This window comes from Microcoleus sp. S36b_A4 (assembly GCF_036700645.1).
Taxonomy (GTDB): Bacteria; Cyanobacteriota; Cyanobacteriia; order Cyanobacteriales; family Microcoleaceae; genus Microcoleus.
Map to the genome: position 1 here is coordinate 107,736 of NZ_JAUBPI010000002.1, position 13,779 is coordinate 121,514.

At 45.6% G+C, this 13,779-nt stretch carries 17 protein-coding genes; 8 read left to right on the forward strand and 9 right to left on the reverse strand.

From position 1 onward, the window contains the following. The first annotated feature begins 43 nt into the window (after nt 1–43). Together QUA03_RS01500 and QUA03_RS01505 are read left to right on the forward strand one after the other, a co-directional pair. The gene (locus tag QUA03_RS01500) at nt 44–331 is read left to right on the forward strand and encodes a Txe/YoeB family addiction module toxin (RefSeq protein ID WP_333209076.1); all 288 of its coding nucleotides are present in this window, start codon (nt 44–46) and stop codon (nt 329–331) included. Between the two features lie 47 nt (nt 332–378). Then, nucleotides 379–702, forward strand: coding sequence for a type II toxin-antitoxin system prevent-host-death family antitoxin (locus QUA03_RS01505; RefSeq protein WP_333209077.1), 324 nt, complete (start codon nt 379–381; stop codon nt 700–702). A 74-nt stretch (nt 703–776) separates the two neighbouring features. Here QUA03_RS01505 and QUA03_RS01510 read toward each other — a convergent pair whose 3' ends face one another. Beyond that, nucleotides 777–1,043, reverse strand: a complete 267-nt coding sequence (locus QUA03_RS01510) for a DUF433 domain-containing protein (protein ID WP_333209079.1) — start codon at nt 1,041–1,043, stop codon at nt 777–779. A gap of 471 nt (nt 1,044–1,514) precedes the next feature. Between QUA03_RS01510 and QUA03_RS01515 the strand changes: the two genes are divergently transcribed. Continuing rightward, on the forward strand, nt 1,515–1,856 hold the full coding sequence (locus QUA03_RS01515; RefSeq protein WP_333209081.1) for a hypothetical protein: 342 nt from the start codon (nt 1,515–1,517) through the stop codon (nt 1,854–1,856). Between the two features lie 143 nt (nt 1,857–1,999). On the opposite strand, the gene QUA03_RS01520 is transcribed toward QUA03_RS01515, so the two are convergent. Continuing rightward, the gene (locus tag QUA03_RS01520; protein ID WP_333082037.1) at nt 2,000–2,392 is read right to left on the reverse strand and encodes a DUF4189 domain-containing protein; all 393 of its coding nucleotides are present in this window, start codon (nt 2,390–2,392) and stop codon (nt 2,000–2,002) included. A gap of 152 nt (nt 2,393–2,544) precedes the next feature. Here QUA03_RS01520 and QUA03_RS01525 point away from each other — a divergent pair, with 152 nt between their 5' ends. From QUA03_RS01525 to QUA03_RS01540, 4 genes are all read left to right on the forward strand, one after another. After that, a complete protein-coding gene (locus QUA03_RS01525; protein ID WP_333209083.1) occupies nt 2,545–3,372 on the forward strand; it encodes a hypothetical protein in 828 nt (275 codons plus the stop codon). 40 nt (nt 3,373–3,412) lie between these two features. Beyond that, the gene (locus QUA03_RS01530) at nt 3,413–4,051 is read left to right on the forward strand and encodes a ThiF family adenylyltransferase (RefSeq protein ID WP_333209085.1); all 639 of its coding nucleotides are present in this window, start codon (nt 3,413–3,415) and stop codon (nt 4,049–4,051) included. A gap of 40 nt (nt 4,052–4,091) precedes the next feature. Next, the gene (locus tag QUA03_RS01535; protein ID WP_333209086.1) at nt 4,092–4,538 is read left to right on the forward strand and encodes a peptidoglycan-binding domain-containing protein; all 447 of its coding nucleotides are present in this window, start codon (nt 4,092–4,094) and stop codon (nt 4,536–4,538) included. Nucleotides 4,539–4,827: 289 nt separating this feature from the next. Continuing rightward, entirely contained in the window at nt 4,828–5,394 is a 567-nt protein-coding gene (locus QUA03_RS01540; RefSeq protein WP_333209088.1) for a DUF924 family protein, read from the forward strand. 208 nt (nt 5,395–5,602) lie between these two features. Here the strand turns inward: QUA03_RS01540 and QUA03_RS01545 are convergent, their stop codons facing one another. Further along, on the reverse strand, nt 5,603–6,949 hold the full coding sequence (locus QUA03_RS01545) for a sorbosone dehydrogenase family protein (protein WP_333209090.1): 1,347 nt from the start codon (nt 6,947–6,949) through the stop codon (nt 5,603–5,605). Between the two features lie 313 nt (nt 6,950–7,262). Then, entirely contained in the window at nt 7,263–7,763 is a 501-nt protein-coding gene (locus tag QUA03_RS01550) for an autotransporter (protein WP_333209092.1), read from the reverse strand. A 670-nt stretch (nt 7,764–8,433) separates the two neighbouring features. On the opposite strand from QUA03_RS01550, the gene QUA03_RS01555 reads away from it, so the two are divergent. Further along, entirely contained in the window at nt 8,434–9,069 is a 636-nt protein-coding gene (locus tag QUA03_RS01555; RefSeq protein ID WP_333209094.1) for a L,D-transpeptidase, read from the forward strand. A 194-nt stretch (nt 9,070–9,263) separates the two neighbouring features. Here the strand turns inward: QUA03_RS01555 and QUA03_RS01560 are convergent, their stop codons facing one another. The 5 genes from QUA03_RS01560 to QUA03_RS01575 form a co-directional block, all read right to left on the reverse strand. After that, nucleotides 9,264–11,132 (reverse strand): tetratricopeptide repeat protein, encoded by a 1,869-nt coding sequence (locus QUA03_RS01560; protein WP_333209096.1) that lies wholly within the window; start codon nt 11,130–11,132, stop codon nt 9,264–9,266. Nucleotides 11,133–11,204: 72 nt separating this feature from the next. Beyond that, nucleotides 11,205–11,999: a Uma2 family endonuclease gene (locus QUA03_RS01565; RefSeq protein ID WP_445304829.1), complete on the reverse strand. Its 795-nt coding sequence runs from the start codon at nt 11,997–11,999 to the stop codon at nt 11,205–11,207. A 4-nt stretch (nt 12,000–12,003) separates the two neighbouring features. Continuing rightward, on the reverse strand, nt 12,004–12,156 hold the full coding sequence (locus QUA03_RS28930) for a hypothetical protein (protein ID WP_445304752.1): 153 nt from the start codon (nt 12,154–12,156) through the stop codon (nt 12,004–12,006). A gap of 252 nt (nt 12,157–12,408) precedes the next feature. Then, a complete protein-coding gene (locus QUA03_RS01570; RefSeq protein ID WP_333209097.1) occupies nt 12,409–12,849 on the reverse strand; it encodes a hypothetical protein in 441 nt (146 codons plus the stop codon). Nucleotides 12,850–12,895: 46 nt separating this feature from the next. After that, complete coding sequence (locus QUA03_RS01575; protein WP_333209098.1) at nt 12,896–13,762, reverse strand: HEAT repeat domain-containing protein; 867 nt, start codon at nt 13,760–13,762, stop codon at nt 12,896–12,898. Between the last annotated feature and the right edge of the window lie 17 nt (nt 13,763–13,779).

Here is a 13,779-nt window from a genome sequence, read left to right on the forward strand (position 1 = left end):
AGGAGGGAGCATAAAATTGAAAAAATGATTCAGGGTTTGCCAGATGAGTGCTGAGGGTGAGAGCGATCGCGTAGAACGTCAGGCCGTTTTTCAGCCGGAGTTTTTAGAAGACCTAGAATATTGGGTACAAACTGACCGCAAGATGGCGTTACGCTTAATCAAAATGGTCAGAGAAATTCTGCGAGACCCGTTTGAAGGCATTGGCAAGCCGGAACCCTTGAAATACGAGTTTTCGGGCGCGTGGTCGCGTCGCTTGAATAAAGAACATCGTATTGTTTATTTAGTAAGTGAGGACCGTATTGATTTTCTGAAAGGGCGCTATCACTATTAGTAAAGTGAGAAAAGTTGAGTCATTAAATTAGTCGGAGTTAGAATTTTATGTCAACTGAGATTACATACACTGAAGCAGAAGCAAATTTAGAAAATCTCTGTAATCGCGCTGTTGAAACTGGGGAAGTAATAGTTATTACTAGGCCTAGCGGCAAAAATGCCGTTTTGATTTCTGAGGCAGAATTAGAAAGTTTGCTAGAAACGCTTTATTTGCTGAGGTCGCCTGCAAATGCAACTCGTTTGTTTACAGCATTAAAAAGAGCTAAAGCAAGAGTCATTCAACCTCAGACACTCGATGAAGTTTGCAAAAAATTTGGGCTTGATGAAGAGAATGATACTGAAAAAATCCTACAAATGAGAGTAAACTCATAGAGTGAGGAATCCGATCGCCCTTTATTCCCAAACTCCCGACTGCCTTTCCTCAAGCGATTCGTATTATTGCATTTTCACATCGACTTCTTTCTTCTTCCTTCTGCGATAATTTCTTGTAATTCTGGATTAGCGATGGATGACAGTAACTGGGAATCAGCAGCAGCCAAAGCAGCGCGCAACTTTCCCTCAGTCAGTGCAGGATATTTCTCTAACACCTGCTGTTGAGTCCATCCCGCAGCAAAGAGCCCTAGCAAAAATTCTACAGACAATCGAGTTTCTGGGGCTGCTGGTTGACTTGTTGAAGCTTTCGGGTTTGGATTAATGAGCTTTCGCCAGTCCATTGTTTTACTTAAACGATTGGGGAAGATTCCGCCAATTATACTGCATTTGGGCACAGTAGAAACACGGGTCTTGTGGACTGACTTTGTAACAGTGCCACCGCAGGTCCTACCATTTTAGATTTTAGATTTTAGATTTTAGATTGGGCATCACTGATGAATTAAGGGTTTGAACCTTGGCTAGAGTCGCATTTTTTGCGAACTGGTGTCATTTCCCGATTTTGCGATTAAATTGTTATTACGATCGCAGTACAGCACTTTCTTATAGACTAGAGTAATGGGGTAGCGAGGGGGCGATCGCCCTTTTTCCTTTTGTCCGTTTCAATACCAAACCGCGTTAGCGAAAGCGTTGCGATCCGAAAGAAAGCCCGCCCCTACGGGGGCTACGCCAACGAAGAGGATCGCACTAAATCTCAACCCACGGTTCAACGAACTGTGCAACCCACAATACAACTACTTTAACTTCTTAAAACTATGGGAAAAAAGTCGAAAGCCAAAAAATCCCAGGTCAAAAAATCCAGTTTGCTTTGCACCAGACTGCAAGAAGCTCTCGATCGAGGCAGCAAAGTTTGGATTAAAACAAATAATAGCAGTTTTGGCGGCATCCCGATTAATTTGTTTGCGGACTTCGTGGAACTTTTGGTGATAGTTCCCCCTAACGAACAGGCGGAAAATATCGATGCTTACGGACAAGTTACGTGGCTGATTCGACTCTCTGATATTATTGCACTCGCTTATCCTACTGAATACTGGTCTAAAGATAGATTAGAAAGTTTGCTGCCACCTGATGCAGTTACTTCCGAAGTAGGAGATTAACTGTAAGGTGCGCTCTGATAGCACCCTACGTTTAGCCGAATGGTAAGTGGAAGGTGCGCCGAAGAGCACTTTACACTTACCATTTTATAAGCTGTTTTACCAGCGAAAATATAAACAACTCCGACCGATTTTTATCAGTTTAATTATTCGTTGCAAGCTGAAAGCTTCACTTTACAACGGCCACCCTCTAGTTCGCTGCAAGCGGCGAGAGCTTGAGCTTCTGCTGCTGATTTGTCGTCACCCCAGCCCGCACCTGCTCCTCCTTCGCCTAATGCGATCGCTCCACAATTATTGGTATTATAGGTCAGCGCTTCACAGTCGTCAGCACCTCCTGTTTCTTCATTGCAAGCGGCTACTGCTGCGTTTAGTGCGCCTCTCTGTGAATCATGATTCCAACTAATACCAGTGGCGCCAGAAGTCGCAGAATAAGCAGTAGCTCCATAGGTGGTCTGAGCTTTAGCTACCTGGGCTGACCCCAAAATAGGAAGTGTCAGAGCTGTCACTACAACCAACTTAGAAAAAAGCTTTGGCAGCATATTTACTTGAGATATTTACAAGGTTAAAATTCTATCCTCGCTCAATATTATATTAGGATATTCATTCGTGTCAAGAGTGTTTACAATTCTTTGTAGTGGCTTTAATTAAAAGTGCGTTATGTACAATAAGTAAGATTACGGAGGTCAATCCATTGGCAGATATTCGCAGAATTCTCAGCCAACTTGCGGCCAAAGAAGGGCAACTACTCGATACCCAATTCCTGGCTCCCTGCGTGCGCGGGGGAAGCGTGCGGATAAGAGTTAGCTCAATGGTTTATACTTTTCAACCGCAGCCACGCAGCTTTGAAGGATGGGCTATTTTTGCGCCAGTAAATGAGAAAATTGTTGCGGTAATTGAGGAGCCGATTTTGCCGCAAGTGGCCGAGTATTTGCAACTGCTCGTACCTGTTCGCTTGCACTTGGCTTGTGTGCTGCAAGGGCAAAGTTGGCTGGCTTATCCTGTTAACGAATCTGATGCTAAACAGCGCACAGGTGTTGCGAAACCCGTACCAGTTCATTTAGTAACTGAAGGTTCGCAATTTGAGCCGATTGTTGCGCGGTGGGACGGTCATTGTTTGTGGTTTGAAGAGATTGACAGGCGCGCCGATCCGCTGCCATCTGAAAAGTTGAAAGCAGCTTTAAAAAAGTTGATTTTGCCTCAAGAAGTTCGCTTCAAAGGGATGACACCGGAAATGCGAACAGTTTACGAATTGGTGTCCCGAAATATTAAAGGTTTCGATCCGAAAGTGCGGGAAGAAAAGCGCTTGCAGCGGGCGTTGAAAATGGGAGGCGGTGAATTGCGGGATTTTTTCGATCGCGAAAATTATTGGCTAGTTGAATGGACTAGCGGAACAGGAGAACACCACACTTCTGCGATCGCCAAAAATGACTTGACTGTTATGAGTGCTGGCATTTGTCTCAGCGGATTGGACAAAGACTTCGACTTGCAATCATTAGTTGGAGTAGTTGAAGATAGATAGGAAATAATGACTACTGACTACTGACTACTGACTACTGACCATGAGTATATTTTTTCACGAACAACTTTACAGAAGTGCCGCAGTGATGTCGCAGATCAAAAATTTTCCGGTAACGGTGTGCGGCGCGGGCGCTTTGGGTGCGAATATTACAGAAAGTCTGGCGCGATCGGGCTTTTGTCAGTTAAAAGTCATCGATCGCGATCGCATCGAGGAACGCAACCTTTCCACTCAACCCTATTATCGATCGGACATCGGCGCATTCAAAGCCAAAATTCTCGCCAACAACCTCTACCGCGCTTTGGGAGTCAGCATTGACGCGCACTCAAAAGAATTGACACCCGCAAATGTCGATCGGCTGCTTGCCAACAGCGCCACAATCATCGATACTTTTGATAACAGTGTCGGGCGGCAAGCAGTCAAGGATTACTGTGCGAGTGTCTCCCTTCCCTGCGTGCACGTCGGATTAGCTGCCGATTACTCCGAAATAATTTGGAACCAACACTATCGGGTTCCTTCAGCGACGAATGATGACGTTTGCGATTACCCGCTGGCGCGAAACTTGGTAATCCTGACAGTTGCAGTTGCCTGCGAAGTTATTGTTACCTTTGCTGCTACCAAACAGCAACAAAATTTAACTTGCACGATCGGAGATTTTGCAGTAAAGCCACTTATATTGTAGAATGTCGGTTGACTGTTGCCAGAAACCAGGTGAATCGAGATTGGATGCCCCCATCCCAGAAACCCGGTTTCTCACCCTCAAACAATCGTCCAACTTGCAAAAAACGCTTGAGAAAATTAACAGGGAAAGTATGGTTGGATCGCAGACTTTTTATTATTTACTTGCAGTTCTGGGCTTATTAGTTTTGACTGGCGCAAATGCAGCAAACTATACAGCGGGCAGCGCAATTTGCCCCACTAATGATTGCCACGAACCAGTAGTAAGACACCATAAAAGGATTTTAAAATGTGGCTCGAAAGGGCACGATGTGAAGAAACTGCAAAAGTTGTTGAACGCGCGGGGCTTGTCCCGACACCCGATCGTAATTGATGGCGTTTTCGGTCCGACAACCGAAGATGCAGTGAAAAGATTTCAGCGGCAAGCTCATATTCCTGTAGACGGAGTTGTGGGAGGCAAAACTTGGGACAGATTGTTTGCTAGTTCGTAAATTTAAGCACTGGACAACAAAGGTTCCTAAGTCAGTCGATTTTAGATTTTAGATTTTAGATTTTAGATTTTAGATTTACTCGATAACAGATGAATCTGGAAGCTTAAACTCTGTAATCTAATTTTTTTTCTCGACCCTCGATAGCGTCGGAAAGCAAATACCTGTGTTTGGGTGGAGTCATCTTTGGTAATAATTAATCCCTGGGATTTGTAGTTGCATATTAAGTAGATTTTGTGCAACTACAGATACCTAAATTCCCATCAAGAATCAATCGCACACTAGATTGGTAATGAATGAAGTTTTAGATTTTTGGTTTGGTCGAGCGCACTCTCCTGAGTTTGGCAAAGTCCACAAGAAATGGTTTGAAAAAGATGCGGATTTTGATGCAGAAGTGCGATCGGGCTTTCTCCCGCAATACGAACTAGCCGCCTCCGGTCAACTCGACTCATGGCAAGATTCCCCCGAATACTGCCTAGCATTAATTATACTGCTCGATCAATTTCCGCGCAATATGTTTCGCGGAACGCCCCAAGCATTCGCCACAGACAGCAAAGCTTTAGCCACCGCCGAATACGCTATTAATCATAACTTCGATCGCGAATTGGTTACTGTACAAAAATGGTTTATTTATCTGCCTTTTGAACACAGCGAAAAATTAGAAAACCAGCAAAAATCTGTGGAACTATTTCGCCAACTCAGCGGCGAACCTGACAGCGATTCAGTCATTGAATACGCGCAGAAGCATTTGGAAATAATCGAACGTTTTGGGAGATTTCCCCACCGCAATGAAATTCTAGGACGCGAAACAACCCCCGAAGAAGCGGAATTTCTCAAACAACCCGGTTCTGGATTTTAAAGGGCGATCGCAAAATCTCGATCGTTCTGATATATTCGAGGTTGTAGAGGCGGTTTTAGCGCGCAATCACAACCAACAGCAGGCAATCTGTCTACAAAACCCGCCCCAACCCAGCGAATCTCAAATTGAATAGAAATTAGAAAAGAAGATCCATTGTTGATTCAACAAAAAGTAGACGCTGGTGAAGAATTTATTAATCCCCCCATCGTCACCCGCGATACTGCACCCGATAAATCCGGTTGTTCGCTTCCTCAGTAAATAGCAAACTCCCGTCAGGTAAAACCAGCAAACCAACCGGCCTTCCCCAAGTTGTCGGGCCCGACGGATCTGTGAGAAAACCAGTCAGAAAATCCTCATAATAACCTTGAGGGCGCCCGTTCGCGGCATTAAAAGGTACAAACACGATTTTATAACCAGTTCCAGCGTTCCGGTTCCAACTCCCGCGAAACGCCACAAATGCCCCGTTGAGAAATCTTTTGGGAAACGTTTTGCCGTCGTAAAACTGAAGCCCCAAAGCCGCCGAATGCGCCTGAAACAAAACGTCCGGCATTAATGTTTTAGTCGCTAAATCAGGTCGATCGCTATTGCCATTTCTGGAGTGGCGCGGGTCGAGCAAATTCGGCTTAAAATAAGTGTAAGGCCAGCCGTAAAACTCGCCTTGACGAATTCTTGTCAAGTAATCCGGCACCAAATCATCTCCCAAACCGTCGCGTTCGTTGACTGTCGTGTAGAGTTGATTGGTTTTTGGGTGAAAATCCAATCCCACCGGATTTCGTAAACCCGAAGCAAAAATTTGCTGGTTCTTGCCTTCCAAATTCATCACTTGAACAGACGCCCTCGGCAGCGGTTCGACATCGGCATTAGACTGCGATCCAACTGAGACGAAAAGCTTGCTGTTGTCGGGGGAAACGACAACATTTCGCGTCCAGTGTTGGTTGTAGCCACCGCCCGGTAAATCAGCAATTTTTTGACCAGTACCGGTCAATTGTTCCTGCCCTTTTGTGTAGGGAAATCGGCGAACTTCATCGGTATTTCCGAGGAAAAAATAGCGATCGGCAAAAGCCATGCCAAAGGGAATATTTAACCCGTTTTGAGCACTTGCAAAAGTCTTGCGAACCTCAGCAACGCCGTCGCCGTTGGCATCCCGCAACAGTGTAATCCGATTCTGCCGGGTTTCTGTTACCAAAACATCGCCTGTCGGCGTCAAAGCCAGCCATCGGGGAGCGTCTAAATTGTCAGCAAAAACGTTGACGACAAAGCCAGGAGGCACTCGCAGCACTGGCGATGCGGGAATCGGTATTACTTGAGGAGGTTTTGAGGCGCTTTCGCTGGCTCCTGGCCGCGGCAAAGAAGTAGCAACAATGCGGATTGGCTGCGGCGAAAGCGGTTTGGTCGGTACAATTTGATTTGTCCCAACATTTCCCAGCGGTGCACGGGAGGGAATTTGCGACACGGGGCCGTTGTCGCCCACAGCAGGGGCGATCGCATCTGTAGCTCGATCGCACGCAATCATCGGCAACAGCAGAATTAGTAGCAAGAAACGCAGGTAATACATAGCAGCGATTTCTCCACAATTGCTAGACAATTATATTATTCTAACTGCTATTAAACAGCGAAGCCACCGCGTGCGCGGTGACTTAATTTCGCTTACTCATACCAGTTGCAAAAAAAGAAGGCAACTGTAGGCCCGTGTTTCAAACCTTGAGCTTCATCAGTCAATCGATTTTAGATTTGCGATTTTAGATTGTTGATTGAAGAAAGCGATCCTACTAATAAATCCGGGGGGCCCGGATCAAATTGCTTGATTGTCATTGCCAATTTTCAATCGAAAATCGACAATCAAAAATCTAAAATCGTATAACCTAGGTCTACCAAAGTCCTCTCACAGGAGCCGGAGCCGGAGCCGGAGCCGGAATTGGACGGGGAGCCGGACGAGGAGCCGGAGCCGGAGCCGGACGAGGAGCCGGACGCGGTGGCGGTTCTGGAGCCGGACGCGGTGCCGGTGCTGGGGTTGCGGGACGAGCAACCGTTGTGGCGACCACCTTATAATCGGGGATCACCGCGATATTTTGGATCTGAGATCCGGCGACGGTGGCTCTGACTTTCATTCCCGGTACTAAGCCAATAATTCTCAGGACGCATCTTTGAATCCTGAGAGTCCTGTACGGCGCGCTTTCTTCGCGAATAGTTACTACATCGCCGACAATACTTTTGACAAAACCGACAATGGTTGTAGTGTTTGCTGTTGTGGTGGTCTGCGTTTGGGCTATTTGAGTTGCAGGGTTAGCCATCGCAGGATTTACTGAGACCGCCGAAATTACCACCGACAGTGTTGCACCTGTCAATAATTTGATGTTCTGAAGACGCATTGAAACCTCACATTAACTGCTATTCAGGGTCGGGTTTGCTTCCGCTGCACGAAAGTCCCAACTTCTATACCTAATCCAGTTTAATCCCCAGAGTAGGAAATTTATGACAATCTCAAAAAAAGATTATCGAACAAGTATTGAAAGACTAAATTTTACATCATAAGTTCCCGATTTACAACAAGTTCAGCGGTTTGCATCTCTAGAGTGTTGCCGTGATATATTGAGTTTATTCGATCGACCGTTGCAGTTTTTTTCCGCCCACCTAACTGTTGCTGGGGGGAACTCTACCCAAAGACAGATTGTGCTTGCCGGATACAGCAGCGCCATAGTTTGAATACTCGATCGCCAGTCGGCCATTACTAAAAAATCCAATTAGTCGGAGGGAAAACTTAATCATTTTCTTGCAAGATTTACCCATAAACCGGGTTTTTTAACGACATTCTATTGCGTAACTCCACTGAGCTACTTATAAAAACCTTGTTGTTTTGGTATTATTGCTTAAGCTTTGTGTTGAGCTACAAGTTATCAGTGGTGAAATTTCAACTAAAAACTGTACAGCGCAGTTGCCGTCAAAAAGCCATCTCAAAAATTTTCTCATCAGGTGCGGTTGGCGGATAATTAGATAGGAACTTTGTAGGAAATGCTGGTGAGGAGTTTAGCGAAGAAAACAATGGTGAAGAGCAAATTTTCGTTTAACAAGTTAATTGTACTGAGCTTGAGTGCAGCCGCGCTGTCGGTCGGCCTACAGCAGCAGGCGACTGCCGAATTGGTGGCTAATTCAAGTAATAGTGCGATCGCAGCGCAGCGGCCCACATCCGAGACACAATTGCCGAATCTTGGAACCCCAGAACTGCCGCCCTTGGGAGAACCATTTCGTTATATTCCCCAGGAACCAAAGCCTGCGGTAAATCCTATTGAGGAAGTACGTTTAGTCCTGAAATTGCGAGAACGCCGCGTCTATGTTTACCGACAAAATAAGGTGCAAACCAGTTTCCCGGTTGCTGTGGGAAAAGGCGGGTGGGAAACTCCTACAGGCAATTTTAAAGTGATGCAAATGATCAAAGATCCAGTTTGGCAAAATCCTTGGACAGGAGAACTTATTCCTGCTGGGCCAGATAATCCATTAGGGAGTAGGTGGATGGGATTTTGGACGGATGGCAAGAATGTGATTGGTTTTCATGGTACTCCGAATCCAGAGTCGATCGGGGGGGCGGCTTCTCACGGTTGTGTCAGAATGTTTGACAAAGACGCACAGGCTTTATTTGAGAAAGTCGCAGTTGGCACACCGGTGATAGTTGAGCATTAGTTATTCCGAGGTTGGGGTGCATAAAAACAAATGAACAGGCAAGATGCCTGTTCCACAAAGACTTAAATTTGGTTGTGGGCTGGGCATCATGCCCGCCCATGAAAGACTTATTGATAATGCAGCTATTGGGTGAGTTAAAACTTACATTTTGCACCCCCCTCAGCAACAGGCTTTTTGGCCTGTTCCACAAAGAGTTAAATAGATTGCTGATATTTTTCCAGCAACTCCGGGATGTAATCGTACCCATCAACACCGATCGCCGGAATGATATTCGCTCGACTTTTAGCCAAAGCTTGTTTAAAAGATTCAGCCCCCATTTGACCCCGCAAAATAGTCAACAAGCCAGCCGATTGACGCCACTCCATCGCACCAATTTGCTCCAAAGTATACATCCCCAAACTGCCAGCAAATATGGCTTTTTCTAGTGAGTTGATTCTGTAATAAGCTTGAGCCAAGTAAGCCAAATTCAGACCTTGCAAATATAAATCCCCTGAGAATTGAGCCGCTTGCCAACCTTTGAGCAAATATTCGATCGCAGCTTCAGCATTTTCCAGGGCAATTTTAGCGATACCGAGACTGCTGGAACAAAAAGCTTGACTTTGGCGATCGCCCAATTTTTCCGATAGCAACAAACCTTGTTCCAAATAGCCGATCGCACTCTCGTAAACCTCCGGTTCCACCTCCTCCAACTGCCGCGCTTGAAACACTTCACTGTAACCCAAATTAGCCAGAGCATTTGCCTCGCCTTGTCGCTCTCCCGCTTGTCGTGCCATAATTAAAGCCCGCTGGCTGTAATTAATCGCTTCCTGATAATTTTTTTGAGCAACATAGTTGCGGCTGATGTGATTGAGATTGGCAACTTCGCAAGCTTTGTCTCCTTCGGTACGGGCAATTTCCAGCGCTTGCTTGTGCAACAAGATCGATCGCTCGTAAGCCCCAGCCGCCTGCATCGAATAACCCAAAAGCGTCAGAATTCGAGCTTTTGCTTGAGTGCCTTCAACTCGCCGCAGCGGTTCATCTAAATAATCCAAAGTATGACGCAGAGCTTTACCATCAAATGAAGCAAAAATTCCCCCGTAAAGCGGAAAGTATTCTCGTTGAGAAAAAGCCCGCAAAATTTGCAAAGTTACTTGAAAACAAGCATTGGCTAACTGCTCCCCGCTCTTGGTAGAATTATTAAACCCACTAGCTAGCTGACTCCAAATTACCGCAAAAGTAATGTAAGTAGAAATAGAAGCTTTTGTTGACACTTTGGAATCGTAAACTTGCTTGTCAAACCATGTCGCCAACGCCCGCTGCAAGCACTGCAAAATAATCGCTAATTCCACCAATATGCCTAAATCTAAATTCGATTGCTGGGCTGCGAATTGAACTACAGATTCACCGATCGCAATAGTATTCAAAAGAGCCTGGGGAAAGGGACTGTTAACTTTTTTTGCCCAAAAAGCCCAAGGCCCATTTTGTTCGGGACTACCGGCAAATCCTAGCTGCTGCGGCTGATAAATCCAGCCCACAAGTTCCGGTTCCAAACGCTGCCAAGATTCTAAACCTTTGGCGATGCCGGCGGTGATTTGCTGCAAATCTTGTTCGGTTTCGGGATTGGCAGTTTGCAGCATTTGTTGGTGCAGAGATTTGGCTAATTGCTGCAATTGATCTAGAGTCAGCGGATGTTCTTTATTCGGATCAATTACTTGCAATAATGCCAAGAGGCGGGCATTAGATTCAGCACTAACGATTTGTTGGATTGAGGAGGCAATTGCGCGATCGACGCGGTTATCTTTCTGCCAACGTTCCCATTCTCCTTGGATGGTTTTGAGAGCTCTGAGGGTGCGATTTGCCTTTGCTTGTTTGATTTCGTCTTTTTCATTTCTGAGTTGATTTTCGGCGGCATCAAGGCGTTCGCCGAAACAGCGTTCAAAGATTTCGCCAGTACCGGTACTAATGTCTTGCACCAGCATTTGATAAACTTGTTCTTTGGAGCGAATTTGACCTTTGAGGGTGATTTCGACAATTTTGTCGATTAGGGCTAGGTAGCGATCGCGCAGTGAGGTAGAGTCTGGCATAATTTATTTTTAGTTAATAAGTTTTTATGGACAGCGCTTGCAGCTTGCACCATTTCATGCTGCTATTTAATTTTACAGCTCATCTGGATTAATGCCCATTGCTCTGAGGCGATCGGCTAAACGATTTGCTCGCTGACTTTCTAATTGAGCTCGCTGACTTTCTGATTCGGCTCGCTGACTTTCTAATTCGGCTCGCTGCCTTTCAAACTCCTCTGGAGTCAGAACCCAATCGCCACTGACATCGTACCAACGCAGCCACAACCTCGAACAACCTTGATAACAACCTTCCCACAAACCTATACCTAATTCTAATTCCGGTATCCAGAATCTGGGTTCGGTTAAAACTTGTTCGCGGTAACGATTGCTAATCAAACGAAATACTCTCAGTTGATTGTTGTACCGACTGAAAACAAAGTAGTAAGGAATCTGCAAAATCTGTTCGTAAACTCGCCACTTAGTAGGCGGTTTATTTCGGGATTCTTCTGTAATTCCTAAATCCTCATCTTCAGTTCCAGGTGATAGCAGTTCTATTACTACCAGAGGACTGACATTTTCTTGCCACATCACGTAGCTGAGGCGTAATTCGTCACCTCGATAAAATCTCGGAACCCCCAAGACGACAAACCAATCAGGTCTTTTGTACCAATTGAGATGGTTAGAATCGTAGTAGAGATTAAGGTCTCTCGCTATAAATATTTGTTCTGGCGGATGGTTTGCGGGGCGACAGGTTAAACGCAGCAGTTCAGGTTGAAAGTCGTGGAATTCGTCAGGCAAACCGGGTTCCTCCGGGTCTTCACTGGGTAAATCATACATCGTAGGGAGGACTTTTGTTTGGGAAGGTGGCGAATCCGGTTCGTACATCGTCATAAGATTACCCAGGCGAGACGGCTTGAGGAGATTGAAGCGGTACGGTAATTGTAATATTATAGCGCGATGTGATTTCTTGCGGCAGAAAGTCAGTATCTTTTGGACCGGGAATTTTATCGAGATAGCAATTTTTTACGGCTAACAGAAAGCCTGCGATCGCTTCTGATTAATTTTGGGAGTCGGCTACCTTCAATAAATCTTGCCATTAACTCTCATCGTTGCCGTTAATATCTAGCGGTGTAATCGCTGACTTCATCCTCTGTTACGCTGCGGTTTGTTCGGTTTAAATAGTGCAGTATTTACTCAAAAATACTAGCGGGTGAATTGCCTTGTGCTGTGCCTTTTTTCTTGGCAATGAGTTGTTTGGTATAGAGTTTTGCTAGCAAAACGGTGATGTTTCTGACGCCGACTATTTCGATTTTAAGGTTTGGTAGATTTTGAGCAGCCACAGTGGGCGGATGCCAAAGATTCGGAAGAGGAAAAACAAGTAAATTTCCCAGATGTAGGGACTTTTTGGAAGTGATTTGATGCAGTGGCAATTGCTTGGTTCAGCTTTGAGAGCATTGATGTATACACGGAGATTTGCGATTTTTGGTTGTGACAAATTAGCTTTAGGTTCATCCAAAATTTTTAAGGCTGATTCTAGGTTTGATACAGCCTGATTTAACTCCGGTGAGGTTAGCGTCTTTGCTTTTTCTTGAAGGTGAAGAGCAATACTTAGCAAGACAGGGGCCGCAGGGCTACGCAGATTGGCATCGGAGTCTTTCAGCAGCGGAACTATTTGTGGCACAACAGTTTTAGCTCCTGCACCAATCGTCCCCAAAGCAGAGGCTGCACTACCTACGCACATTTGGATTGGAGTCTTTCAGCAAGACTATTAGCTGCGGCAATGCAGTTTAAGCTTTTGCACGGATTTTATTCAAAGCAGAGGCTGTACTACTACGCACATTTGGATTGGAGTCTTTCAGCAAGACAATTAGCTGCGGCAGTGCAGTTTTAGCTTCTGCACCGAAACTTCCCAAAGCATTGGTTGCACTACTACGCACAGTTGCATCTGAGTCTTGAAGCAGGGAAATTAGCTGTGGTAGTGCAGTTTCAACTTCTGCACGCATCCTTGCCAAAGCATAGTCTGCACGGCTACGCACAGTGGCATCGGAGTCTTTCAGCAACAGAATTAGCTGCGGCACAGCAGTTTTAGCTTCTGCACCCATCTTTCCCAAAGCATTGGCTGCACGGCTACGCACAGTTGCATCGGAGTCTTTCAGCAACAGAATTAGGTGCGGCACAGCAGTTTTAGCTTCTGCACCTATCCTGCCCAAAGCATAGTCAGCACGGCTACGCACAGTGGCATCGGAGTCTTTCAGCAACAGAATTAGCTGCGGCACAGCAATTTTAGTTTCTGCACCAACCGACACATCTGAGTCTTTCAAGGTTTTGACAAAGGCAGGAATAGCAGGAAGACCGATTTGTCTTAGAACCTCAGCAGCACTCTGAGCGACTGACAAATTCTGATCCTGCAAAGCTTCCATCCTATCAGGGATGGCTGGTTCACCTATTTTTCGTAACAGCTTAATAGCTGGATCAAGTGCTATTTCATCGTTAATATTTAACTTCTCGGTGAGGAAGGCAATCTGTTTGGGATTAGCTGTGGGTTCCTCCCCAATTCCAGTCGCAGCATTGCGAGTCAACAGCAAAGGCGATGTGAAAGATAGAAACGAGAGGGCAATTACGGCAGCTAATCTGTGTCGGTAGTGCTTCGTCATGGGCTAGAATCCTTGTG